Annotated in this window: 18 protein-coding genes, 1 tRNA gene and 6 pseudogenes; 11 read left to right on the top strand and 14 right to left on the bottom strand. The window is 57.2% G+C overall.

Annotated features, from left to right (window positions below; genetic code table 11):
- Nucleotides 1–190 precede the first annotated feature (190 nt).
- A pseudogene (locus FQ192_RS12050) lies at nt 191–997 on the bottom strand (ArdC family protein); the annotation flags it as partial.
- Here FQ192_RS12050 and FQ192_RS12045 point away from each other — a divergent pair.
- The 7 genes and pseudogenes from FQ192_RS12045 to FQ192_RS12020 all read left to right on the top strand — a co-directional run.
- Nucleotides 993–1,295, top strand: a pseudogene (locus FQ192_RS12045) ((2Fe-2S)-binding protein); the annotation flags it as partial. The pseudogenes FQ192_RS12050 and FQ192_RS12045 overlap by 5 nt on opposite strands.
- Nucleotides 1,295–3,529, top strand: a complete 2,235-nt coding sequence (locus FQ192_RS12040; protein WP_149658818.1) for a xanthine dehydrogenase family protein molybdopterin-binding subunit — start codon at nt 1,295–1,297, stop codon at nt 3,527–3,529. The pseudogene FQ192_RS12045 and the gene FQ192_RS12040, both read left to right, overlap by 1 nt.
- A gap of 28 nt (nt 3,530–3,557) precedes the next feature.
- Entirely contained in the window at nt 3,558–4,904 is a 1,347-nt protein-coding gene (locus FQ192_RS12035) for a cytochrome c (protein WP_149658817.1), read from the top strand.
- A 15-nt stretch (nt 4,905–4,919) separates the two neighbouring features.
- Nucleotides 4,920–5,282 (top strand): annotated as a pseudogene (locus tag FQ192_RS34035) (XdhC family protein); the annotation flags it as partial.
- Nucleotides 5,280–7,175: pseudogene (locus FQ192_RS12030) on the top strand (RHS repeat-associated core domain-containing protein); the annotation flags it as partial. The pseudogenes FQ192_RS34035 and FQ192_RS12030, both read left to right, overlap by 3 nt.
- 2 nt (nt 7,176–7,177) lie before the next feature.
- Entirely contained in the window at nt 7,178–7,534 is a 357-nt protein-coding gene (locus FQ192_RS12025) for a hypothetical protein (RefSeq protein ID WP_149658816.1), read from the top strand.
- 280 nt (nt 7,535–7,814) lie between these two features.
- A complete protein-coding gene (locus FQ192_RS12020) occupies nt 7,815–8,078 on the top strand; it encodes a PAAR domain-containing protein (RefSeq protein ID WP_149658815.1) in 264 nt (87 codons plus the stop codon).
- A gap of 1,319 nt (nt 8,079–9,397) precedes the next feature.
- On the opposite strand, the gene aceE is transcribed toward FQ192_RS12020, so the two are convergent.
- A complete protein-coding gene (aceE, locus tag FQ192_RS12015) occupies nt 9,398–12,067 on the bottom strand; it encodes a pyruvate dehydrogenase (acetyl-transferring), homodimeric type (RefSeq protein ID WP_149658814.1) in 2,670 nt (889 codons plus the stop codon).
- Between the two features lie 172 nt (nt 12,068–12,239).
- Between aceE and FQ192_RS12010 the strand changes: the two genes are divergently transcribed.
- Nucleotides 12,240–12,692 carry a MarR family winged helix-turn-helix transcriptional regulator gene (locus tag FQ192_RS12010; protein ID WP_149658813.1) on the top strand — a complete coding sequence of 151 codons (453 nt, stop codon included), beginning with the start codon at nt 12,240–12,242 and terminating at the stop codon, nt 12,690–12,692.
- Nucleotides 12,693–12,703: 11 nt separating this feature from the next.
- Here the strand turns inward: FQ192_RS12010 and FQ192_RS12005 are convergent, their stop codons facing one another.
- From FQ192_RS12005 to FQ192_RS11975, 8 genes are all read right to left on the bottom strand, one after another.
- Nucleotides 12,704–13,807, bottom strand: coding sequence for a pyruvate dehydrogenase (locus FQ192_RS12005; RefSeq protein WP_149658812.1), 1,104 nt, complete (start codon nt 13,805–13,807; stop codon nt 12,704–12,706).
- A 289-nt stretch (nt 13,808–14,096) separates the two neighbouring features.
- A complete protein-coding gene (locus FQ192_RS12000) occupies nt 14,097–14,306 on the bottom strand; it encodes a hypothetical protein (protein ID WP_149658811.1) in 210 nt (69 codons plus the stop codon).
- A gap of 118 nt (nt 14,307–14,424) precedes the next feature.
- Complete coding sequence (locus FQ192_RS11995; RefSeq protein WP_149658810.1) at nt 14,425–15,615, bottom strand: hypothetical protein; 1,191 nt, start codon at nt 15,613–15,615, stop codon at nt 14,425–14,427.
- 83 nt (nt 15,616–15,698) lie between these two features.
- Nucleotides 15,699–17,153, bottom strand: coding sequence for a site-specific integrase (locus FQ192_RS11990; RefSeq protein ID WP_149658809.1), 1,455 nt, complete (start codon nt 17,151–17,153; stop codon nt 15,699–15,701).
- A gap of 283 nt (nt 17,154–17,436) precedes the next feature.
- Nucleotides 17,437–18,600: a tyrosine-type recombinase/integrase gene (locus FQ192_RS11985; protein WP_256672279.1), complete on the bottom strand. Its 1,164-nt coding sequence runs from the start codon at nt 18,598–18,600 to the stop codon at nt 17,437–17,439.
- Nucleotides 18,486–18,905: a hypothetical protein gene (locus FQ192_RS34425; protein WP_256672269.1), complete on the bottom strand. Its 420-nt coding sequence runs from the start codon at nt 18,903–18,905 to the stop codon at nt 18,486–18,488. The genes FQ192_RS11985 and FQ192_RS34425 overlap by 115 nt, the downstream gene beginning before the upstream one ends.
- Nucleotides 18,906–18,940: 35 nt before the next feature.
- Entirely contained in the window at nt 18,941–19,516 is a 576-nt protein-coding gene (locus tag FQ192_RS11980; protein ID WP_149658807.1) for a hypothetical protein, read from the bottom strand.
- Between the two features lie 269 nt (nt 19,517–19,785).
- Nucleotides 19,786–20,214: a hypothetical protein gene (locus FQ192_RS11975; protein ID WP_149658806.1), complete on the bottom strand. Its 429-nt coding sequence runs from the start codon at nt 20,212–20,214 to the stop codon at nt 19,786–19,788.
- Nucleotides 20,215–20,301: 87 nt separating this feature from the next.
- On the opposite strand from FQ192_RS11975, the gene FQ192_RS11970 reads away from it, so the two are divergent.
- The gene (locus FQ192_RS11970; protein WP_149658805.1) at nt 20,302–20,637 is read left to right on the top strand and encodes a hypothetical protein; all 336 of its coding nucleotides are present in this window, start codon (nt 20,302–20,304) and stop codon (nt 20,635–20,637) included.
- Here the strand turns inward: FQ192_RS11970 and FQ192_RS11965 are convergent.
- A complete protein-coding gene (locus FQ192_RS11965) occupies nt 20,634–21,221 on the bottom strand; it encodes a hypothetical protein (protein WP_149658804.1) in 588 nt (195 codons plus the stop codon). The two genes, FQ192_RS11970 and FQ192_RS11965, sit on opposite strands and share 4 nt — an antisense overlap.
- Nucleotides 21,222–21,315: 94 nt before the next feature.
- Here FQ192_RS11965 and FQ192_RS11960 point away from each other — a divergent pair.
- A tRNA-Ile gene (locus FQ192_RS11960) sits at nt 21,316–21,400 on the top strand.
- Nucleotides 21,401–21,554: 154 nt separating this feature from the next.
- Here the strand turns inward: FQ192_RS11960 and FQ192_RS11955 are convergent.
- Nucleotides 21,555–22,109: pseudogene (locus FQ192_RS11955) on the bottom strand (DNA cytosine methyltransferase); the annotation flags it as partial.
- Here FQ192_RS11955 and FQ192_RS11950 point away from each other — a divergent pair.
- Nucleotides 22,109–22,582, top strand: a pseudogene (locus FQ192_RS11950) (host specificity protein); the annotation flags it as partial. The pseudogenes FQ192_RS11955 and FQ192_RS11950 overlap by 1 nt on opposite strands.
- A 168-nt stretch (nt 22,583–22,750) precedes the next feature.
- Here FQ192_RS11950 and tssA read toward each other — a convergent pair.
- Both tssA and FQ192_RS11940 read right to left on the bottom strand, forming a co-directional pair.
- The gene (tssA, locus tag FQ192_RS11945) at nt 22,751–23,848 is read right to left on the bottom strand and encodes a type VI secretion system protein TssA (RefSeq protein ID WP_149658803.1); all 1,098 of its coding nucleotides are present in this window, start codon (nt 23,846–23,848) and stop codon (nt 22,751–22,753) included.
- 94 nt (nt 23,849–23,942) lie between these two features.
- Complete coding sequence (locus FQ192_RS11940; protein ID WP_059404755.1) at nt 23,943–24,461, bottom strand: type VI secretion system tube protein Hcp; 519 nt, start codon at nt 24,459–24,461, stop codon at nt 23,943–23,945.
- Nucleotides 24,462–24,565: the final 104 nt, after the last annotated feature.

Raw genomic sequence — 24,565 nt, 5'->3', positions numbered from 1 at the left:
CTGAACAGCACTGCTCGTCGCAGCTAGATGGCATTTGATCTGCACATCGAAAAGCGCTTTTGTTGGGCGTATGATCAGATGTGGCAACGTGCCGCTCCTGGAAGTCGTTGGTTCTGGAGGCAAAAAAAGGCCCAACTTGCGTCGGGCTCAATGAAGCATCTGTAGCAGTGAGTCTCTGCATAGTGGACGATTAAACCTCGTCGTTCATGCAGGGTAAGTCATCCAAGTGCGCTGGCTTCACCTGCTGCTCCAAATTACGCAAGTACTCCGATGCGCTTCTGGCTTGGCCACTGGCACGAAAGATCGCATGCTTGTCTGCCTTTAGCAGACTGAGCCAGGACTCGATGTAGCCCTCGTGCCGTAACTCTCCCTTTATACCGGCATAGGCACATAAAAACGCAGCGCCCATCTCGGCGATCAACTCCTCGAATGCATAGCCTGGCGAGCCGAACGGACAGGCTGACGTCACGCCCTCGCGCTGCAACCGAGACTGATGTCCAGTCCAATGTGTCAGCTCATGCAGTGCCGTGGAGTAGTATCCACTTTCATCTTGAAACTGCGCTTTTGTCGGCAGTTGGATGAGGTCCCTGATCGGGTGGTAAAAGGCTTCGTCGGCAGACCGATGAACGATGCGTGCACCTGAACTTAACAGCAGATTTTCCGCAACGCTGTTGGCCTGGAAGGGATCGCTCGGTTCCGGTTCAAGCAACGTTTCATCGAGCGCTTCGAGCCCCTCCGTTTGCTCGATATTGAACAGGAAATGCGTCCTGAGAATGCCAAAGTGAGTGACCTTGGGCTGACCATTCTCATCGAAAATGGGTTGGCCTGTATCGGTCTGTTCTTCACGTTCCATCGGCTTGTAGAGCACCGCCAAGGTACTGTGCTCACCCTTACGGATGTGCCCGCCGGCTTTTTTGGTCTGGTTGAAGGTCAGCCAACGATCTTGGGTGAACCCCTGCAACCTGGCCTCGGCCCAGAGCAACGGCAAGTTGATAGCCGGGGTGGTGGGCCGGGAGGTCACCACGATTGAGGCGATAGAAGCAGACGATGTCGGAAAGCGTGTGGTCGCTGCGTGGGTTGAGCATCAGGTCGCCCAGTGCGGCTATTGCCAGTCTGGCCAGGTTATGGCCGCGACAGCCCTACTCAAGCGCAACCCCAAGCCCAGCGATGTGCAGATCGCGGCGGCGATGGTCAATCTGTGTCGCTGCGGCACCTACAACGCCATCAATGCTGCCGTCCACGATCTGGCAACAGACGTTGCAACCGCTGCGGCGCCAGCCGGGGAGAAGGTCTGATGAGTAAGCATGGTGATACCGCTCTTGGTGAGCCGATCAATCTATCCCGACGCCGCTTTCTCGTGGCCTCTGCTGGCACTGCTGTTGGCGCGTTGGTGCTCGGTTTTGGCGTGCCTCTGGGTTCTGCACGTATGCAGGCGATGGCGGCCGAGCGCCAAGCGGCAGGAACTCAAGTTAGCGCTTTTCTTGAGATCCGCCCGGATAACACCATCCGATTGCTATGCCCCTTCATTGAGGGCGGTCAGGGCACCTATACCGCCATGGCACAAATAGTTGGCGAGGAATTGGATGCCGATCCAACGAACTTTGTGGTCGAAAGCGCGCCGCCCGGCGGAGCGTATGTGGTGATGGAAAATGGACTGCGCATTACCGGCGGCAGTATGTCGGTGCGCATGAGTTACCCGACCATGCGTCGGCTGGGAGCCCTGGCCCGCGCGATGCTGCTACAGGCCGCAAGTGCACGTCTGAACGTGCCGGTGGCTGAGCTGACCACCGAGCCTGGCCACGTTTTGCATGTGGCTTCTGGACGTTCGCTGAGCTACGGCGAGCTGGCCAGCCTTGCGTTAGACCTGGCAGTTCCCGCTGTCGAGAGCATCACGCTGCGTGACCCCGGCCAGTTTCGCTGGATTGGTAAGCCGGTACGCCGTCTGGACAGCTACGACAAGTCCACCGGCAAAGCGCTGTACACCATCGACATGCAGGTGGACGGCATGCTCCACGCCGCCGTGCAACACGCCCCACGCCTGGGCATGACGGTGGGCGAACTGCGCAACGAAGCGCAGGTCAAGGCGATGAAGGGGGTGCACTCTGTGCACCGTTTGCCCGGCGCCGTGGCGGTTGTCGCCGAGCGCTGGTGGCACGCCAAACGTGCCGTCGAAGCCATACAGGTACAATGGCAGGAGCCCGCTGCTGATTCGCCTCTGCGGGTGATGCCCGCCGATTTCTCCACGGTGGCGTTCCGTGAGCGTCTTGCCAATGAGCCAGGGCCGGGGCGTGATGCTGAGGTAGAAGGGGATTTCTCCGGCGCGTTAGCAAAGTCGCCTACGCACGTTGAAGCCAGCTACCACAACCAGTACGTCAATCACGCGCAACTCGAACCCCCTTCAGCATTGGCCCGCTTTCATTCCGATGGTTCGCTGGAAATCTGGTTGCCCAATCAGGCGCAGGACTTTTTCTTGGCGGACATTGCGAAACGTACCGGCTTGACCCCTTCAAAGATCACACTGCATACGCCGTTGCTCGGCGGCTTTTTCGGGCGGCACTTCCTATACGACACCGCCAACCCCTACCCGCAGGCCATCGAATTGGCGAAGGCAGTCGGGCGCCCGATCAAGCTGATTTGGAGCCGAGAGGAAGAGTTTCTGCGCGACGTGCTGCGCCCTATGGCCGTCGTTAAGTTTCGCGCCGGGCTGGATGACAAGGGTTTCCCCGTCGCACTCGAAGCGGTGAGCGCCACCGAGGGGCCGACCGAGGGGCTTGCCGGCAAGCAAGGTGCAAAGCTCGACCCGTCGGCCATTGAAGGCTTGACCGACAAGGCGTATGCAATTCCCAACCGGCGCATTGCCCAGATCTACGTCAAGGGCCCAGTCATGCTTGGCTACTGGCGCTCGGTGGGCAATTCGCTCAATGACTTCTTTTACGAGGCGTTTCTGGACGAGCTGGCCGACAAGGGTGGCCATGACCCCTTTGAGCTTCGTTTGCGATTGTTGCAAGGCAATGCGCGGTTGACCCATCTGCTCCAGTCCGTCGCTGAAATGTCGGGCGGCTGGAGGCGTGGGCCGTTCACCGCTGAAGATGGTTCCCGACGCGCGCGGGGTGTTGCTATGGCCTCGCCCTTTGGTACGGAAACAGCGGTGGTCGCCGAGGTGTCGATTGAGAATGGCCAGGTCAAGGTTCACGACATTTGGCAGGCGATAGACCCCGGTAGCATCGTCAACCCTGCCATTGTCGAAGCGCAGGTCAATGGGGCGGTGGCCTTGGGCTTGTCCCAGGCGTTGGTGGAAGAAGCGGTGTACGTCGACGGAAAACCGCGCGCGCGTAATTACGATCTGTACCCGATCTTGTCGCCCGCCCGCATGGCAAGGGTGCACGTTAAAGTGATTGAGAGCGGCGCCAAGATGGGCGGCATCGGTGAGCCGCCGCTGCCGGCGGTGGCGCCGGCAGTGGCCAATGCCGTGGCCAGGCTTACCGGCCAGCGCCTTCGCAGCATGCCGTTCTCCAACTACACCTTTTAACCAACCAGCCTGACGGGAAGATCTGTCCATGAGCAAACGGCATTACGCAAAAGCTGCCGGCACACTGGCATTGGTCGGCCTCGTCGCGTTGGTCCTGCTGGTTTGGTATGGCACCCGGGTGCCGGCGTCGGCGCTTGACCCCGCTAGCAGCGTTGCCGCGGGCGACGCGGCACTGGTGCAGCGCGGCGAGTATGTGGCCCGGTCCAGCGACTGCGTGGCCTGCCACAGCTTGCCGGAGGGTCCCCCATTCGCTGGCGGCCTGGCGATGGCTACGCCACTGGGGACCATTTACGCGACCAACATTACCCCCGACCGCGCGGCCGGTATCGGTCACTACAGCCTGGCTGACTTTGATCGTGCCGTTCGCAACGGCGTGGCCCCTGAAGGGCGCCGGCTTTACCCCGCGATGCCTTACCCCTCGTACGCCAAGCTGACAGACGAAGATGTGCGGGCCTTGTATGCCTTCTTCATGCAGGGCGTCACCCCGGCTGCAAAACCCAATAAACCGAGCGAAATTCCCTGGCCGCTGAACATCCGCTGGCCCATCTCGCTGTGGAATAGTCTTTTCACTGAGGCTGCAACTTTCATTGAACAACCCGCCAGAGACGCCCAGTGGAATCGTGGCGCCTACCTGGTCCAGGGCGCAGGCCACTGTGGCAGTTGCCATACGCCACGCGGCCCGGCTTTTAATGAAAAAGCGTTGAGTGATGCCAGCGACCAATTCCTGGCCGGCGCCCTGCTGGACGGCTGGTACGCTCCCAGTTTGCGTAACGACCCCAACACGGGGCTAGGGCGCTGGAGCGAAGCGGATATCGCGCAATTCCTGAAAACCGGGCGCAATCAGCATGCGGTGGTGTTTGGTTCGATGACCGAGGCGTTCAACAACTCCACGCAATTTTTGACCGACGCCGACCTCGCGGCTATCGCTCATTACCTCAAGTCTTTGCCGGGTGATCCACAGCGCGATGGCGCGCCATGGAAATACGAGGCGGCAGCTGCTTCGGCATTCGCCAGCGCCGGGGGACACCTTTACGAGACGCGCTGTGCCTCCTGTCATGGTCTGGATGGGAAGGGACAGGCACCGTGGATGCCGCCACTGGCCGGGGCCACTTCAGCACTGACGGCGACACCTGACTCAGCCATCAATATCAGCCTCAACGGATCAATGCGGGTGGTCACGGCCGGGGTTCCAGATGCGTACCGAATGCCTGCCTTTCGCGGACAACTCTCGGACGTAGAGATTGCGCAGGTGTTGTCTTTTGTCCGCGCTACCTGGGGTAATCGGGGTGGCGAGGTTGATGCGCAGGCGGTCTCCCGACTGCGCGCGCATACCGACCCGGCCAGCCCCACGCCAATTATCTTGCACATGCGCTGACCCTGCGGAGGCTTGATGGAAAGCATTGATCTGCTAGTACTGCGCACCGCCCGCGATTGGCTTGCTGCGGGCGACCGCGTGCTGCTGGTAAGCGTGGCGCGAACCTAGGGCTCATCACCACGGCCGGTTGGTTCGATGATGGCGCTGCGCAACGATGGGCGTGTAGTGGGTAGCGTCTCCGGCGGCTGCATCGAAGACGACCTCATCCACCAATACACCGCCGCTTACGGCGCAGTCGGCTTACCGGAGCGGTTGCCCGAGGTGGTTCGCTATGGCGTAAGCGCCGACGAGGCGCACCGTTTCGGCCTGCCTTGCGGAGGCACGCTCGAATTGATTCTGGAATTCACGCCCGCCGTCGAGCCCCTTGACCAACTGCTGACCGAGCGTCGCGCGAGCTTGGGCGAACAGTTGCAAAGCGAGACCTTCGCCTACGACGGCAACGGCAACATGGTACTGGCCGACAACGCCGACAGCCGCCTGCAATGGTTCCACGACCCGGCCGGCAACCTGCTGCGCGAGCACCAACACTACCTCGGTCTGGAACAACCCTCGGTCGCGATCTGGCAACACGAGTACGACGTGCTCAACCAGCGAGTTGCCACCGTGCGCCCGGACGGTCACCGCGTCAGTTGGCTGACCTACGGCAGCGGCCACTTGCTGGGCCTGCGTCTGGACGATCACGAACTGATCGGCTACGAACGCGACGACCTGCACCGCGAAGTCGCCCGCCATCAGGGCAACCACCTGCTGCAAACCCAAAAATGGGACCCGGCCGGCCGCTTGCAAGAGCAACTGCTGGGACGCAGCGACGACCCGTCCACGCTGCTCAAGCGCGAGTACATATACGACGCCGCCGGCCAACTGACCGACATCAACGACAGCCGTCGCGGCCCGCTCGCCTATCGCTACGACCCGGTCGGCCGCCTGCTCAGCGCCACCACCCGCCAAGGCGTAGAAACCTTCGCCTTCGACCCGGCCAGCAACCTGCTGGACAACAAGGCAAATGAAATCCGCCGCCCACTGGACCAAACTCCGCCGCGCAGCAAACTGGTCGACAACCTGCTGCGCGAATACGCCGGCACCCACTACGACTACGACGAGCGCGGCAATCAAATACAGCGCTGGCACAACGGTCAGCGTAGCGATATGCGTTGGGACTTGTTTGATCGACTGGTGCATTTCGAAAATCCGCGCCTGTCCGTTGAATTTGCTTACGACGCACTGGGAAGGCGCCTGCACAAAAACTCCCGAGCACACTACAAACAGCGCCCTGAGGCGGGCTCTCTCTGGAATCGCAACGAGCACGCCAGAAAACAGCGCGAACTGGGCTGCGGATTCACCTTGTACGGCTGGGACGGCGACAACCTCGCTTGGGAAAGCAGCCCGGCGCAGAGTGATGGCGAACCGGGTCGTACAGTTCATTACGTCTTCGAACCGGGCACTTTCGTTCCCGTCGCGCAGGCCGTGCGTCACGCACCAATCAACCTGACGGGCCAACCGGATTACAGCGGTGAATACAGCCTTGGTGAAGATCCGCTGTGGAGTCATAGGGCGACATCATTACCGTTTGATGCGTTGGCCTGGTATCAATGCGATCACTTGGGTACGCCGCAGGAACTGACCGATTTACAAGGCCACATGGCTTGGACCGCGCAGTACAAGGCGTGGGGGCGGGTGATGGAGCAGCGCTCGGAATGGGCGACGCAGCATGGTGTGATGAACCCGATCAGGTTCCAGGGGCAATATCACGATCATGAGACGGGGCTACATTACAATCGTCATCGTTATTATGATCCAGAGGTTGGCCGCTATATCAGCAAAGATCCTATCGGTTATGCAGGTGGCTTAAATGGATATACTTATGCCCCTAACCCAACCAGCTGGGTTGACCCCCTCGGACTGACAAGTACATCCGATGGAACCGGGAAAAACGTACCTCTTAGTGATCTTGGAGTTCCCGATGGGAAGCTTTTCGATCCGAAGCCCAACATAACCACAGCTTATAAGAGAGCTCCGGATTGTGGGCCCACTAGAGGGCAAACGTCGGAGATGCAGGGCCTTGGCTGTGTCAGGTGCGGAAGCAAAGCTCCTAAAATGGTCGCGGATCACAAAGACGCGCTTGTAGTAGAATATTATCGAACGGGTACTAATGATGTTGCAGCTCAAACATCATTAGACGCAGTACAGCCCCATTGTCCTACCTGCTCTCGTCAGCAGGGAGGACACGCTTCGGCATTTTCAAAATGTATGAAAAGTAAACTAGGAATTTAGATATGAAGCAGGCCGATCTGATTACTCCTGATGAATCTCAAAAGCAGGTGTGTGCTAAGTATGGAGTACCCTCACAGGCTCCCGAGGATATGGTCGCTATTGCCTTAGGAACCCTGCATAAATCTCCAATATACGGGACTAGAGTCAAACTGCCTGAGGGTGGCACGATCAGTTGGTTTATTCACTGTGGAGAACATTCGCCTGCTAGTGGCTTTTACCAAGCGCTTCACACTGGGCATTTAATGGAGGAGCTTCCGGAAGTAGTGAAATATCTTTTTCTACCTGAAGGTGCGAAATTCATTATCGACAGAGAGGGTTACGAGGATGTCTGGATGGCTGAGCTGGATCCGACAGAATGAGTGAACTTTCTTAATTCTTCCGGGAAAAGGTCATGTTTTTCAGGTTGTTGTTTAAACGTGATTTGGTCCTTGAGATTTGCTTGGAGGCTATACGAGAGTTGTGTCCCGCTAGCTGTCGGCTTTGGAGCTGAGACCGAAGGAGGATAAGTGTGCAATACACCGGGCATTCGCTATTTCACTTCGAGTAGTGCCGGCTCGGGTACAGCACAGTTTATAATTGACATAATCTCCTGCGAGCATCTCATATTATGGCGATCACTTCTGATCAAGGATATGCAAAGTGAAAGACATCATTCGCTTAGGCGACTCCACCAGCCATGGTGGAGTGGTGCTCGAAGCGTTTCCCCAGACCGATCTCAATGGGAAACCGATTTCGGGTGTCGGCCACAAGGTCAGTTGTCCACTTTGCAAAGGTATTTTTCCCATCTCAGATGGCAGCAGTACGTATTCAGTCGGTGGTACCCCAATTGCACTGCACGGTATGAAAACCGCTTGTGGTGCGAGTCTGATTGCAAGTGGTCCAAAGGGGGCCGTTATTAGTTGATTCCGGAAGTGCGTCGCAAGTCGAATGCGATGCAGCGATCAAATCGCGGATATCGTCGCCGCTTGACCCGGTCGGGTTCATGAGGCTGTCATGCTGAAATTTCCTATGGCACCCCTCGGGCAAGTATCGTCGTTTTCATTATCGTTTCGGTGGCAGCAGACTGGTATGCGGCGAAGCTCGTTCACGATTACCTGACTACCAATTCGACAGTGTTGTGGGTTGTTTCCGGATTGTCTTCGCACTCGTAGGCGTTCTGTCCATAAAGATCTGTAAGCGGCTTTATACCGGCAGGGCAGGGTTTCGACGGATTTACTGGACCAAGTGACCACCCGTTCCGGGATGGGATTGCAAGCATGAGTCATCAAAACAAGAACGCTGAAATTGTCTTGTTTTTGCGATTGGTTCATTAGATTCATAGTGTTAGCGTTCTTCCATAGCCAATCCCGCTGCCCTTCCCGCAAGCGGGAAGGGAGCGAGTCTCCCTTTCTGTCGTCAAGGGTGCAGGGGAGGCCTCCGGCCTTGATCCCCTACACCCATGCCATGAGCGTTGGTCGCTTCTGCCGCGTCAAGGGGCCGAGTCCTCGTCGCTTCGCTCCTGCGTGCCGCACCAACCCCTTGGCCCGCCAACCGCTTGTTGAAGGTGCTCAGAAAAAGACCCTGCCAAAGCGAGGTCTGATGAACCATACGTCAGGGTGTTGGCGCTGATGGGATTTTGATCCAGGCTGCTGATTTCGACTGACCCACATGCTGCCTCCGAGATCACCCGCAAGGTCATCATTTTTTGAACGCTCGGGTGGGTCAATTAATTCCGGTAGCCTGATTCAAAACTCCATCAACGCCAACAAGAAGTCTTTGTGAGCGATGGTGCGGACGGATGCATCGTCTAGTCTCTGGCAGATCCGCTCCAGCTTTCTGGTGAACGACTCAGGGGATAGCGCTTTTCGAGTGCGGCCATGCTCTCAGCTCTTCAGGTGGACGAGAGAATGACCGTACTGAATCGGCCTCAAAATCGTAGACACATCCGGTTGACTCTTTTTGGCCGTTTTCTGCCTGTGGTGAGGGGCCGCAAACAAGGAGAAGGTGCAGGATATCGCCCGGTAGGCCCCGGTGGATCACCGAGCTGTTGGCTTGAGTTTGCCGAGGTCTCCTCACAAACAAACTGTCAAATCGCCGGGCTGCGGGGGGCTGGTTTGAAGTTTCGTATCTGCGCGAAGAAATAGCAGGTAGGTTAATAGAGTCCATAAAAAGGCCGCTGCAAAACACAGCGGCCAGAAGCCGTCTCCCGTTTTACAGTGGGAGGCAGTTACAACAGATAAGACTCAAACTTTCGCTGGGTTCTGTTTCTCCGGGTCAATCCCATAAAGCGCAATCGCCTCAGCTACTTTTTCCCTCGGCACCCCTCCGTCATCTGCCAGCGCTTTCAAGGCCGCCAGCGCGATGAAGTGGCGATCCACTTCGAAAAACCTGCGCAGCGATTCTCGGGTATCCGATTGGCCGAAACCGTCGGTGCCTAATGCCACGAAGCGCCGCATGGGCACGAACGGGCGGATCTGGTCGGCGAATATCTTCATGTAATCAGTCGCTACCACCACCGGACCCTGCTTATCTTGCAGGCAACTTTCAACGTGACCGATACGTGGCGCCTCATCAGGGTGCAGCAAATTCCAGCGTTCGGCATCCTGGCCGTCCCGACGCAGTTCGGTCAGGCTGGTAACGCTCCACACTTCGCTGCTGACGTCGAAGTCCTGCTCCAGTAACTGCGCGGCGGCGATGATTTCTTGCAGGATTGAACCGCAACCCATCAGTTGTACATGCTTGCCTTCGATTGGCTGCGCCGGGGCTGAGAGCCGATACATGCCTTTAAGAATGTCCTGCTCGATACCTTCGGACATGGGCGGATGGGCGTAGTTTTCGTTCAGCAACGTGATGTAGTAATAGATGTCTTCGTTTTCGACATACATACGCCGCATGCCATCTTGGATGATCACGGCCAGCTCATAGGCAAACGTCGGGTCGTAGGACACGCAGCACGGTACGGTTGAGGACAGCACATGGCTGTGACCATCGTCGTGTTGGAGGCCTTCGCCCATCAGCGTGGTCCTGCCGGACGTGGCGCCCAGCAGAAAACCTCGGGCACGGGCATCGCCTGCCGCCCAGGCCAGATCGCCGACGCGCTGGAAGCCAAACATCGAATAAAAGATGTAGAAGGGCACTGTCGTCACGCCGTGCGTACTGTACGAAGTACTCGCTGCGATCCACGAAGAAATCCCGCCGGACTCGTTCAGTCCCTCCTGCATGATCTGCCCATCCCGCGCCTCCTTGTAATAACTCAGTTGACCGGCGTCCTGAGGGGTATACAACTGGCCGATGTGGGAATGGATGCCGATCTGGCGAAACAGGCTTTCCATACCGAAGGTGCGTGATTCGTCCGGGACAATGGGCACGATCAGCTTTCCGATATTCGGGTCTTTGAGCAACGTGCCGAGGATGCGCACAAACGCCATGGTGGTGGAAATACCGCGCTCGCCAGTGCCTTTGAGCTGGGTGTCCAGGGCCGACAATGGCGGGATCTGCAACGGCTCGACTGCACTGAAGCGTGCAGGCACGTAACCGCCCAGTTGGGTACGCCTGGCTTGCAGATAAAGGACCTCGATACTGTCCGCTGCCGGTTTGAGGTAAGGCATGTCGCCCAGTTGATCGTCGGTGAGGTCCAGCGCGAAACGATCACGGAACGCTTTGACAGCGTCCTCGCCCATCTTCTTGAGCTGATGGTTGATGTTCTGGCCTTCGCCTGCTTCGCCCATGCCGAAGCCTTTCACGGTCTTTGCCAGAATGACCGTCGGCCCGCCGGTGTGGCGCATCGCGGCGGCGTAGGCGTTGTAGACTTTTTCCGGGTCATGGCCGCCGCGAGAGAGCTTCCAGATTTCTTCGTCGCTCAGGTCGCTGACCAGTTCCAGCAACTCGGCGTATTTGCCAAAAAAATGCTCACGGACGTAAGCGCCGTTTTGGGATTTGTAGTTTTGATAGTCGCCGTCCACGCATTCCATCATCCGCTGGCGTAGCAGGCCGCTTTTGTCCTTTTCCAGCAAGGCATCCCAACCGCTGCCCCAGATTACCTTGATAACGTTCCAGCCGGCCGCCCGATACAGGCTTTCAAACTCCTGAATGACCTTGCTGTTGCCGCGCACCGGTCCGTCCAGACGCTGGAGGTTGCAGTTGACGACAAAAATAATATTGTCGAGCTTCTCCCGACCCGCCAGGGAAATCGCCGCCAGGGATTCCGGCTGGTCCATTTCTCCGTCACCGAGAAACGCCCATACTTTGCGCCCTTGATGTTCTTTCAGGCCACGGTCTTCGAGGTAGCGCATGAATCTGGCCTGATACGCGGCGGTGATCGGTCCTAGTCCCATGGACACCGTCGGAAATTGCCAGAAGTCCGGCATGAGCCTTGGATGCGGATATGACGAGACACCGTCGCGGTCAGTCTCGCGGCGGAAGTTGTCCAGCTGTTCTTCGCTCAGGCGACCTTCCAGATAGGCGCGCCCGTAGATGCCCGGTGAAGAGTGGCCCTGGATATACACCATGTCGCCACCAAACTGCTCGGTGCGCCCACGGAAGAAATGCTCGAAGCCGACGTCGTACAGAATGGCTGCCGAGGCATAGGAAGCGATGTGCCCGCCCACGTTCGAATGTTTTCCGGCGCGCAGCACCATGGCCAAAGCGTTCCAACGGATATAAGCATTGATCCGGCGCTCTATTGTCAGGTCTCCGGGGTAGGGCTGCTGACGGTCGACCGGGATTGTGTTGACGTAGGGCGTGGTGACGCGCCCGTAAAAATCACCATGGCGGCTGGCATCGAAATCCAGCATCTGATCGATCAGGTAGTGAGCGCGAGAACGCCCTTCGACGCTCGCCACCGATTCGATGGATTCGAGCCATTCGCGAGTTTCTTGTGGATCCTCGTCGAGAAACAGGGGTTGTTGTGCCATCGTCGTCTCCTGGACAGTGCAGCAGCACCGAGTCGTTGGGTGTCTGGCTAAGGGGCGTGGGTCGACGCCAACCTAAAAGAATATTTATAATTGCAGTTGCAACTATATGCGAGAACTTAGCCTGCCACACGCTACAATTGCAACTAAATCGATGTCATGAAAAGGGTGATGCATGTCTTCAAGCGATCCGGATACCTGGTTCAGATTCGTCAGGGCCCACCACTCCCTGATCCGGGAAATCGAGCGTCGACTGGCGGCTGCCGGGCTGCCGGCGTACGCGTGGTACGACGCGTTATGGGGCCTGGAAAGCGGCCCTGAAGGCACCAGACGCATGAGCGAATTGGCTGACGTGATGGCGATCGAGCGCTACAACCTCACCCGGTTGGTGGACCGTCTGGAGGCCGAAGGCCTGGTCACACGCAGCCGTGCCAGCGATGACGGCCGTGGTGCGTATGCCGCCATTACCGAGAGCGGGAAAGTGCTGCGTAAAAAAATGTGGAAAATCTATGAAGGGGCGGTGGACGAGCTGTTTTTGTCGCAATTCGACGACGAGCAACAGCGATTCCTCAGTGACGCGCTTGAGCGGGCCGCAATGGCAGCGCGCAACAGTGGGCGAGCGGGCTGAGCGTTGTCCTGTCATTGCAGCAGATAACGCCCCATGGCCTGTTCGACGCACGCCTGCGCGATAACACCTTCCTGGGCCAGGGCTCGCAGAGCGAGTGCCACGATCCAGCGTTTATCCACCGATTTGCTCGAAGATGTTTCGATTGAGTCCGCGCCGAGCGCCACGAACCGTGACTGGATATGCCCACCGATCTGATCGGCGACATGCTGGGCATAACCGGTCACAGCCACCACCGGGCAATCATCGGCGCTCAGGCAGTCGACCAAATGCGACGACCGCCGCGGCATGTCAGGATGCATCCGGTTCCAGCGTTGTGCCTTGTCTGCATCACGGGCCAGGCGGGTGTAGCTGGGGCAGCTCCAGAGTTCGCTTTCGACGCCCCAGTCATCACGCAACATCTGCGCCGCTGAGGCTACCGACTGCAAGGCCAGCCCCGCGCCCAACAAGCGGACCCGGGGTTGCCCGGCATCTGTATCAATCTCGTTGAGTTTGTACATGCCCTTGAAGGCCTGGCTCGCACTAAGGTGGCTGATGGGGGCGACGAAATCATTGGGTTCATCGTGAAGCGCCATGTAATAGAAGCCGGCATTGCCTTCCACATACAAACTTTGCAACGCAGCTAGCGCAATGGCGTGCGCTTCGGCACCGCTGGCGGGGTCGAAGGGCAGGCAGTGCGGGTTGGCGGCCAGCCAAAGCGGAACCCAGGGGTGAGCGCCTTTAGGCCAGCGGGAGGGCAGGGTTTCTATGTCATTGCACAGAATGCCCCGGCGGGCGGACTCGTTTGAAAGTGCGCAAAGTTCGGCTGATGTCGCAGAACTGGTCAGGTACAACAGCGGTTTTTCGCTGGCGCAGGCAGTAGGGCTAAAGCGCAGAGGCCAGGCGCTGATACGTGTGTGACAGCTTTCGACTTGAGACTGCTTGTCGGACCGGATGACCCAGACATGCCTGGCCGTTCCCGGATCCCTTTCCAGTTGGTTGGCGATATCGATCATGGTGTAGAGCGGAGAGGAGAAGCCAGCGGTGTATTGGTGTGCCGGGGTTCGGATTTTATCGATGCAGGCCTGAGCGGCAAGGCGGGTATCTGGTGTTTTGCTGAAGCTGGAAAAGCCGATCATATTCCAAAAATCTCCGTGCGTTCCGTCATGCTTGCACCATACTGCACGCCTTAATATGATTGCAAATGCAATTAGATTGCCATGGAATGGAGTCTCCTCATGAACGCGTCTTACCCATTGCCCTGTAGACAGAAGCCAGTGGGCGCAGCGCTTGTACGACCGTCCGCTTTGGCCGGTTAATGCCTGTCGCGAAGGACTGCAATTGGCCGATTGCTGCCTGTTGTCAACAGCTGAAAGCAGTCGAGGATAGAGGCGTTAGGCGGCGCGCGTCTTGTGACGTTAGACGAAGTCACTCCGGCGTCATCAGCACCGCGAGTGTCATTTTGATGAACTCTTCGTTATTGCTGATTGTGTCTAGCGCACCGCGAACATTCTCGGCGACGTCAGCAGAACCGCGATGCTCTACCCAAAGTGTTAGCTCCATGATGGCAGCTTCGAGGGCGAGTTGGTTTTGATTGATCTTGAAAAGCAAAGAAGGGAGCAGGTCTGAATTGATCATTGGTTATTCTCCGTGTGAGAACAGCGTAGCAGTAGGAAAATTTGCGATGACCAATTGTCTAAACGTCGCGATTAGAGCCCATTAAAATCGTGTTTCCTGAGGTCTACATTGTTGCCGACTACTCAGACCACCAACCTTTCTCTGCCTGTCCGTAGTGTGAGCCACTGAACCAGCTTTCTAGCTCTACGTCCAACGTGGTAATTAATGCCAGATTCCCCTGCAAAGGATCCAAGAGATCAGCCTGCTTGCGAGCCCAATCGATCCAAGGATTTGCCGTTTCTTGATCTGCGATCGGGGCAACTTTCAGCCGATCTTCTACCGCTTTTATAAAGGCTCGTAAGCGCTCGGCTCGTTCCCATCGCTCTGTATGTTTAACAACGCTCAATCTGAGGCGACGTTGAGTCTCTGTTGCACGGGCTCGTTCAAGACGTCGTCTTTCATCTTCAGCCCATTCATGATTTCTTGCCTCCTCTTTCTCTCTGAGGGCCTTGATAGAAACTGATGCGGAACTTAAGCCCGCCAGGATGCTAGAAAGTTTTTTCTCGAGCGGCGCGGTCTTGGTGTCCTTCCAGTTTTTCCGTTCTCCGTAATCCATCCGCGCTTCGATCTGAAATGTCAGTTCACCCGTTGAGGTCCATTCAAACTGTGGGCTTCGCAGGGACATGAAATTAGGCTCCCAAGGAGTACCTGGGCGGCGTTTTGGGGGAGGAGGTGCTGGTAACGCGTGTTTGTCTAATCGCTCTATGAGTCGCACGGCCATGGTCTCGCCGTTAACAGTGGCAATTGTTTTTCCTTCAGCGTTGATCTTCCATGAATAACCTTCAGCTTCACCCTCTTTAATCAGCGCATCAAAAAGGATTGCGCAGCGTTCTATCAATGTCGATGAAATCATCACATTCAATACACGCTTGCCTGCGTAATCGAGGTAGCCGTCCTTGACCTTCGACGTTTTTGCGGTCTTTAGCCATTGACTCACTAGCGCGTGAGTTTCCGTTAATTGATAGGGGGCTTCAATATTCCTCCGGAGTATAGGCGAGTTCAAATCAGTGCCAGTCTTGGCGAGCGAGTTGTCACGGTCGAGCACTTGGAATCGGACATTACCTTCGACCTGAGGAGATTTGGGTTTGCGTTGTCGCTGCTTTTCCGATTTGGCCCAGTGGCCACGCCCAGGGAGAGGGATGCCGGCTTTGCGACAAGCTTTGGCGACGGCGACGTCGGAAACACCAATGTCGTGGGCCAGTTTGACCATGGGTGTTTGCCACACTTTTTCGAACAGTTCCTCGACGGTAAAGCTCACGAATGTGTACATGCAATCTGCCACCTTTGCTCATCGCGAATTATGGATCACAGCATGGGGACGTTAAATTCCGGTGAACGCAGGGTGAAACAGCCCTATGAGGATGTCCGGGTCTCTTTCGTCGTGTACGCTGGAAAAGACAACTTCGACTCGTTTGGCGTGTGCTCGTAGGTCGAGGACAGCACCGCACTGAGTCGATCGCCCAGCAGGTTCCAGGCGTTTTTCTTCTCGTCGGCATAGTCGTGATGCAAGTAGTGGCGTCTCACCCGAGAGCCGGCCAGCACATGATTTTGGCAGCGATCGATGACATCCAGGCTAACGCCTAAGGCTTGCATCATGGTCGCCCCCGTACGGCGCAGGTCATGCGGCGTCCAGTCGCCGTTTTGGCCGTCGGCAAGGACCAGCGTGTCGTCATGGCACCGTCTGGAGAGGGCCTTGCGGTTTTTGAACCGGGCCTGGCGATCGCCGACCTGCTTGCTCACCACTTTCACGTCCACATGCCCATCATCCAGCTTGTTTGGAAAGCACCACTGGGAGTCTCCCGTCAGGGTCTTGAGCTCCTGAAAGAAATGCAGCGCAAAGGGCGAGAGGAACACATGGTGGTCCTGTTTCTTGCCGCGGGTGCCTTTGACGTTTTCGCTGGGGAGGAACCAGGTCTGCTGGTCCAAATCGATATTTTTCCATTCGGCCTGGAGCAACTCGCCAATCCGACACAGCGTGCCCAGGCTGATCCAGAGCGCGAGCTGCGTTTCCTTCTTTAACGGCCGAATGCCATCGTATTTTTGGCCCGCGGGGAGGGCGTTGTAGTCGGCGGTCATTTGCTGGAAGCGGTTGTGCAGTTCCAACAGCTCAGTCGGCGAAAGGATGCGGCTTCTTTCAGCTTCGTAGTCGACAGGGATCAATGGGGAGATGTCGACCAGTTCCGTCGGATCACCCTCAACCAGTAACGCCCGCCAAGGTTGACGCTTTCTAGCCCAGCTGAACATCTGGGTGAGGTCGGCGAAGAAACTGATGGCTTGCCGGTGAGCGCCGCGGTTGACCACGGCCCGGATCAGCGCCCGAACGTCGTGTTCGGAAACATTGTTCACCGCTGTCCTGCCGAGTGCTGGCAAAAGGTCCTTGTTAAAGCGTCGTTGCAACTCGGCATTGCCGTCTTTACGCGCCACGCCATCCAGCAGCCAGGCGTCGGCCAGATTCTGGACGGTCAGTGTTTGCACCTTCGTGGTTTTTACTTGTTCAGCCTCTACGTTAGCAGCGGCGTATGCTTGTGCCTTAACGGTTTTCTTGTGTTCGTTGGGATTGATTTGCTCATCAATGAGCGCTCGGGCCTGGTTGCGGGCCTTGCGGATGTCGGTCAAGGATTTGCGCGGCCAGGTTCCGCAGGCGTACTCTTTGTTCTGGTTGCCCCAGCGATACCGATAGAAAAAGCTGACCGACACGCCGTCCTTACGGACTGAGATTCGACCGGCTAGATTGCCATCCTCTCGGAGGATTCGGCCGGCATCGTTGGGAGTCAGCGACTCGAGTTCTTTGATAGTGATTTTAGCCATGAAACGGACTCCCCCTACTTTTACCCCCACAAAAACGCCGGCTCTTGATGGACGTTACTGGACTCTCGTAGAGCAGAACACCGCTGGAGCTCAAGTAAATACTAGCTTAGAAAAATCCAGAGTAAAATTCTGGAAGCTTTCAAGAAGTATGAAAAAGGAGATGGGGTGCTAGGGGTCGAGTGTTCGAATCACTCCGTCCCGACCATATTTTTCAATGACTTAGCCCAATCTGAAAAGGTTGGGCTTTTTCATGTGCGTGATTTTTGCGTGAATTCTCTATTTTTCACGCCTGCTTCCTCTTCAAGATTGTCAGGACCGGCCCACGCGAATCGGTTGCTGATACCATGTTCGCAGCTTCAATCAGATGCCCAAGCTCAGCGCCAGAGTAGTGACTGGTGATGCTGCCTTTCTTGTGGCCCAGAAGTGCCTTGCGGTCTTCCTCGGTTACACCTGCTGCGCGCAGCCGGCGGCCAAATGTGTGTTTGAGGTCATGAATCCTAATGGATGTATAACCTGGGTGAGCGGGGCGAAGGTTTTCCTCCTGCCAGAGTTTCGCCGCTCTCACCCGCGCCTTTTTCCAAGCCGAGTCATTCATTCGATGCATCGCGTTGCCGTTGTAGGGGAAAATCCACTCCTTACTCACGCCGCGCTGTTGCTCGATGATCGACTTGGCCACGCTGTTGAGCACGACCAGTCGCTCATCACCGTTCTTCACTCCAGACCGTTCGTGTCTGCCGCCAAAATCAGCCGGAATCAGAAACACGCTGGTAACGAGCTCTGGCACCGAAATTTCCCAATCCCATCGCAATTTGCAAACCTCCTGCTCCCGGGTGCCTGTGTTCACTTTGAACAACGCCATCGTTTGCAGGTGGGCCGGCAACTCCCCGAAAAGAATCGACTGCTCCGGCCACGACATCGGGTACGGCTTGCGGCTCGACTTCTTCTCTTCCAGCTTCGTGAGCATCGGCACGCTGTCCAGCCACGGCCTGCGCTCATCATCTCGCCACTTCCTGGCACATAACGATAAAACCCGAATCACACGCTCAATCGAGATATTCACCGTCCTGTTGCTGACGCCTTTCTTTACCTTGCCGCCTTCAAGCTTCTTGGTCGCCAACCTGTCCTTGATGAACGGCACCAGGGCCTGGTCATCAATGTGGGTCAGCCGCATGTCGCCTATGAACGGGTCCAATTGAGAAAGGTGGTGAGCTGAAAGCTTGATCGAAGGCTGATCCTTGAACTCCAGCAGGAAGCGAGTTGCCGCCTCCCGCCATATTCTGACCTTCTTTACGCCGTACACCTTTTGTTGTCGGATCTGCTCCAGCCGGTAGATCAGGTAGCGTTCCGCTTCTTCCCGGTCACCAGTTCCAGTGCTTTCGTAAAGTCTTTCTCCGTTGATTTTCTTGTCGATATGCCAGATGCCTTTCCTCTCGGAGAGGCCTGTGATCGATTTTCGCGCCATGATTTATCTCCTTTCTGGCGCTCGCTGCGGGGCAATTGTTGCTCCGGGGCGCGTTTTTTATCAATTGCTTTGGCCTCGACGTACGCCGTTGCCCAGTCATCCAGCTCCTGCCGGTCGAAACCGACACCGCGCTCGCCGATAGGAAACTCGCTGACATAGGGGCGGACTGTTTTGTCGAATTCGGCCCGGCACATTCCCAAATAGATGGGCGCAGCGCCGGCACGGATGAAGCGGGGGAGGATGCTTCCGCGCCGGGGCCGGGAGGGCGCCTGCGCCAGTTCTGCAGACATAAGTGCTCCATGCCGCGCGTGGCGGCAGAAGGTGGTTATTGGGCGGCTTTGGCGATTACTGCTTCAGCTTGGGCGAGGGCGGCGTGGTACTTGTCGAGTCGTGCGGCGCCAAGCCTGGCCAGGCCGACGAGATTGGTGAGGCTTTCCAGCAGTTCTTTGCTTTGATCCGTCAGCTTGATCACCTCCTTGCGGAGCTGGCCAGCGTCTTCCATCCATTCCTCGGCCATTATTTCGAAGTGTTCGGCAGGCTCCCATGGGGATGGGACGACGTTCGTTACCCAGTCGGGCCAGTGCTCAACACTTTCGCCGCGTGCGATGCGTTCAGCCTTCATCGTGTCGCCCATGGCTCGCAGCTCTTTTGCTCGGCGCTCGGCATCTTCCCTATTGAGGCAGGGATATTCTTCGCCCGGGCCAACACTGTGGATTGCCCAGAGCTGCAAGACTGGCTCGGCCAGAATGCCCTGGAGCGCCAGAACTTCAGATGGTGTCGCGCCTTTATCCTCGAGCGCCGTCAATGCTGCTTCTGCAAGGATGCGGGGTACGGTGACGACTTCGGGTGCTGGTGGCGAAGGCGCAGCCATTGCTTCTAGCATTCGTTCTATTTCGGACATGATTGAGCCTCGCCCGCCTTTTCACCGGCAGGCCTTGTGGTTTAATGAGAGAAATTAAGGAGAAGTTGCTATGGAAAACGCGTTTCGAAACCCGTTGTTTCTAACAGGGCTACCACTGACCGTTTGTGGCTTTGCTATCACCGCGCCTGGCTTGTGGATCCCAGGCTTGGTTTTGATGGTGTGCGGATGGGCCAAGGGGAAGAAGCAAGACTGAGGTCATCATCGCGGCCCCTTGTAGCAGTACACGTAGGCGAACCAGGCGAGGGCGATCATCGCGTCACCTGCGGACTTTCTTCTGCGACCTTGCACGACCCGCAACCATCACCGCAGGCGCCGCAGAACTCTTTGCCGGCGGCTACTGCATCGACTTCACGCTGCAAGCTCGGCACATACCGGACCCAAACGCAGATCGGGCCATCATCAGTGTCGTGGATCGAGAAGATGAACCAGCCTTCGCCGGCGGGCGGAGTTGGCTCCCAGGCCGAGCAATTTGCGATCCCGCTGGCGAACCAGGCCGCTTGCAGTTCCTCCGGGGCGTCACCCTCGAAATTTCGCTCACGAACCTCCAGGCCCCGCTCGGTGAACCATGCGTAAAGGATCAGTTCGTCATCGGTGGATGGCCAAGCCGGGTGAGTCCAGCAACCAGTGGCGTCTCGATGAATCGGCAGCGGCTGGATCAAAACAGTTTCTTCAGGCATGACTTCGTCCTTGCCGCTATAGCGGCAGAAAGGTGGCTTTTCAGATAGTTTGTGCGAAGATCCGTCGCGAATTTCTAAGGAACGGATATGAAGTCGTCTGAAGTGTTAAGCGTAATTAGCTCTGTGGCTTCGATTACGGGTATGTCTTTGCTGACCGCGAATGGAATGGTCGATGATTTAAATGTTAGACAAATTGCTTGGTCGATAGCAGCGACTATGGTTGTTGTGCTCGTGGGTATAGGCTGCGTCTTTGCTTGCGTTCAAGTGGCGCTTTGGGGGGATAAAAAAAACGATTTTGGTGATCTACGCTTTGTTTATAGGTGTTTCTCAGGGGCGGTTGTCATTTTTATTGCGGCCGTCATGGTAATAGGCTGCTCATACCTTCTTAGCGACTTACTAGCCATGAAAAGATTGCTGAACTAGTCGCGTTTCCAATTTTTGTAAGTCAGAGTGCCGTCAAGAATCGCCCCCTTGACGGCCTCGAACTCCCAAGCGTAATACTGGGATTCAACGTTGACGCGCATCTCGCCGTAGACGTGTTGCTTGCGCCGGATGAAAGCCTCGGCGGCTTCCTTGGTGAAATGGCTATTCACGATCTCCCAGCGCTTGTTCCAGCCGGTGACGGTGTGGTCATCGCACTCGGCGAGATGTTCCCACTGGTCGTCCTCGTCCAGATCCATAAAGCTGCATTCCCGATCAGCCATCAGGGCCTGGTCGATTTCTGCGCGCTCCTCGTCGTCGAGGTCTTCCCAGTATTCTTTCGGGCTGAACCACCGGCGATCCTCAAGGCAGACAATTCGACCTTCCGAGTAGTCGATCTCGTAGCCGTAATCGATTCGCTTGGCCTGCACCGTGAAAATCGCGGCTGCAGTGTGGTGCCATTTAACGCCGGCGCCGTTGCAGTGATGACGGAGGCGTTCGACGAAGTCGGTCCAGGTCGAAGCATCAAGCGCGGCGCCGGTCGCCAATGTCGGCAGCGGCTCGGCCGGTTTGTTTTCTGTGGGCATGGAGCGTCCTCGCCGGTAGTGGCGTATTGATATTTTCTTGACGGTGAGTTAAATTTCCTGCCGCTCAGCCTCCTGCGGAAAGCAAAAGCTTTCCAGAGGTGGCAGAGTGGCCGATTGCACCGTCCTAATAAGTCGGCGAATGGGTAACCGTTCCATGGGTTCGAATCCCATCCTCTCCACAAAACCCCTTCCAGCAATGGAGGGGGTTTTGCGGTTCTGGGGTATGGGATTAAGCGGCGGCCGCCTGCCTTTCTATTGCTCTCCACGGGTCGTTGGCGCGAGCCAATGCTGCCATTGGCGGCGGGCTGACGCTGTTCCCGCACATGTGCACCTGCTGGCTGGGGCGATGATCGGGCTGGCCATGGCGAACGAGCCGCCGCGCGGCCAAGAGGTAACGGTGCGCAGCGTGTCGTGCGCTGACTGAACACTTTCGCCGGACCAGTTCGCAATTGGCACAATGAACGGGTCGGCGGCACCGATGACGAACTTCTTCATGCCCTTGGCGATTCGGCGCAGGGTGGCGGGTGCCAGCGGCTTGGGCCGGTCGAAGATGCTTTTGCTCGGGATCGTCCAGTCGATGCACTCGGCGGCGGTGCGCCACTTTTGCTGACCTTTGACGGGGTGCTTTGCGTGGGTAGGCGCTGGCCAGACAACCGGCTCGCCATCACAGCGGGCGATCATGAACAGCCGTTCCCGGCTGGTCGGCGCGCCGAAGTCGCAAGCTTTGATTACGCGCCAATCGACGACATAGCCCAAGTGCTGCAGCTCGGCAACAAACGTTGCCCAGGTCTGCCCACGGCGTTTCGGATCGGGCACCAGGAACTGCTGGTGGACCGGGACGACTTCACCTGGCTCGGCAATGGTGCCGCCCAGCTTCATCACTCGGCCAGGGCAACATGAACTTCCCGAACGTGAAGTGGGAGTACCGCAACGGCTCCGTCGAGCAAAGTTACATTCAGGGCATTCCCTCGGTAGAGAATGAGACCACCTTGGGCATTGAGCTGCGCAGTGGCATGCCCTGGGTGCGAGCGATCAGCAACACGGAGTTGTCGGCGGTGCGCCTGCGCTTCGCCTGGCCAGCTCTTCAGTCGGTCGATGCCAGCGGCAACGTGAATGGCTACCGGATCGAGTACAAGGTCGAACTGGCCACCGACGGAGGCGCCTATCAGCAGGTGCTGGGCGAGGCCGTGGACGGTAAGACCACCAGTACCTACGAACGCAATCGGCGCATCGATCTGCCGGTGGCAACCAGCGGTTGGCTGATTCGTGTCACCCGGGTCACGCCGAACCAAAGCAACAACAAAATCGCCGACACCATGCAGATCGCAGGTTTCACCGAAGTCATTGACGCGAAACTGCGATAGCCAAGGTTACGTGCCTTGTGAGCGAGTCGGCCAGTGGGTCAGCAGCCGTCTTTACCATCCCGGATCGTGGTCTTCGCTGGTAGCGGTAGAACTGGTGCTTGAGTCGGGAAGCTTGAGCGCCTTCCATTGTGTTGACGAAAGGCCTCAGGGCTTGAAGGCGGTATGTCAGGACTTCGCTTCCTTGGTCCCCAGCACATCGCGGATGCTGTCCACCACATTGCTGTCTTTGATCACATCGTTCAGCCAACCCTCGAGCGGCATGTTGCCCCATTTGATCGCTCGTTCGATCAGATAAGGGACGGGGCTTTGGGGCTCGGTCTGTTTGAAGAACTGGGCGATGCCCGCCAGCAGGGTGAACGCTTCATCGCGGGTCTGCGGGGTGGTTCGAAGCGGTGTGCTTGAAAGACTTTGTTCAGGCTGGGTCATTGCGGAACCTGCGGGTTGTTCGCCAGTGCTTTCAGGGATGGCCGGAGCCGGCGCGACAGGGGCCGGGGTCAGTTCGATGCCCCGGTCCTTGAGCAGTTTTTCCGCCAGTTGTCCTGCGCGGAACAGAATGTCATTGAGCCCAGCAAAGCTCGGTGCTTCAGGGCCAAAGTGCCTGTCTGCGGTGCTCTGAAGCTGCTGGCAGGCTTTCAGGCAGGCGGCTATCTCGCCGGCCTTGAGGCGCAGATGATCCGAGTCGGTCAGCACCACCGAACGCTGGAAGACTTCCGCGTTGATCTTGCCTTCGTCGAGGGCGGCCCGCATCGCCTGAGGGTTTTGCAGCGCCAGGTTTTCGATGTGCCTGGATTCGTCATAGCGAAGCAGACCGTAATATTGCCCCTGGGTGATCGGCAATGAGCCGACGATGTCCGCCAGCGAGGTTTTCATCCACGCCAGGCGTGCGGCGCGTTCATCGACGCCGTCCTCCAAGGAGGGAAAGAGATCCGCCCAGAAGGTTTGCAGAATGCGCTCGGCCAGCGTCAGGCCGAAGGTAATACCAACAAAATGGTACTTGTGCGCCAGGCCTTCACTGAGCCAGGCGACCAGCATCAAGTCTTTGCTCTGTCGAGCCAGGCCTTGTGCCGCCAAGGCAATGGTCAGATCCCAATCGGAAGCCTTGAGATCGGTTTGCCAGTCACCTTGGGTAAGGTAATCGGGGTCTGCTCGACGAGCTTCCTTCACCTGATCGAACAAGGTGGAAAAGCTCAAGTCTTCACCGCTCCCCTCATTGATGGGCGCTGTCAGTTCGGCCAGCGAAAGGTCGTTGAGAAATTCAGACATAGGCAACTCTGATCAAAATAAAAGAACACCGCGCCTGTTTGGCAGGCACGGTGCTGAATGCGGACTGCGTGCGCGGTCCGCTATCGCTACGGGCTTAAGCGAAAACTTTGTTCGCCGTGCGATCCCAACCACCGGTGACGTTACCGCCGCCCTGGCCATCGGCACGGCTTTGTTGGGTGTAGGTAGTCTTGATGCGCGCGAAGTTGAAGCTGATTTCTTCAATCGGCAGATCGCTGACCGCTTTGTCTTCACCGCCCTGACTGCCGCCAGCGACAGCCTTGACGGAGGAGACTACGACTTCTTCCAGGTTGATGGTCAGGTAAGTAACCTTGTCACCGCCCGCGCGGTTGACGTTCAGCTGGATCTTGGCGATGTGAGTGCCTTTGCAGCAGGCTTCGAACAGCTTGGCAGAAGCCTTGTCAACGGCTTTGCGGATGCTGAAATCGCTCAACGACACACGCTCCGACGAAGCACCGCCCGAAGAGCTTGCTGTTGCGGAAGTCGCCTGAGTTGCACCGTACTCGTAGCCCAGCACTTCGATCCAGTCCTTGTGCTTGTCGTCGAGCACTTCACCTGGAATGCCTTCGATCTGAATGTATGCGTCAAATGCCATTTCTAATTTCTCCTTACCTTCATTTAAAGGGCTGTAACAACCTGCGGACAGATCACGAACCCTTCGTTTTTAACCCCTTTGAACGATCAAGAGAGGTGTCTTAC

The organism is Pseudomonas sp. ANT_J12 (assembly GCF_008370045.1).
Classification (GTDB): domain Bacteria; phylum Pseudomonadota; class Gammaproteobacteria; order Pseudomonadales; family Pseudomonadaceae; genus Aquipseudomonas.
The sequence above is the reverse complement of the archived record's forward strand: the minus strand, read 5'-3'. Positions and strand labels throughout refer to the sequence as shown.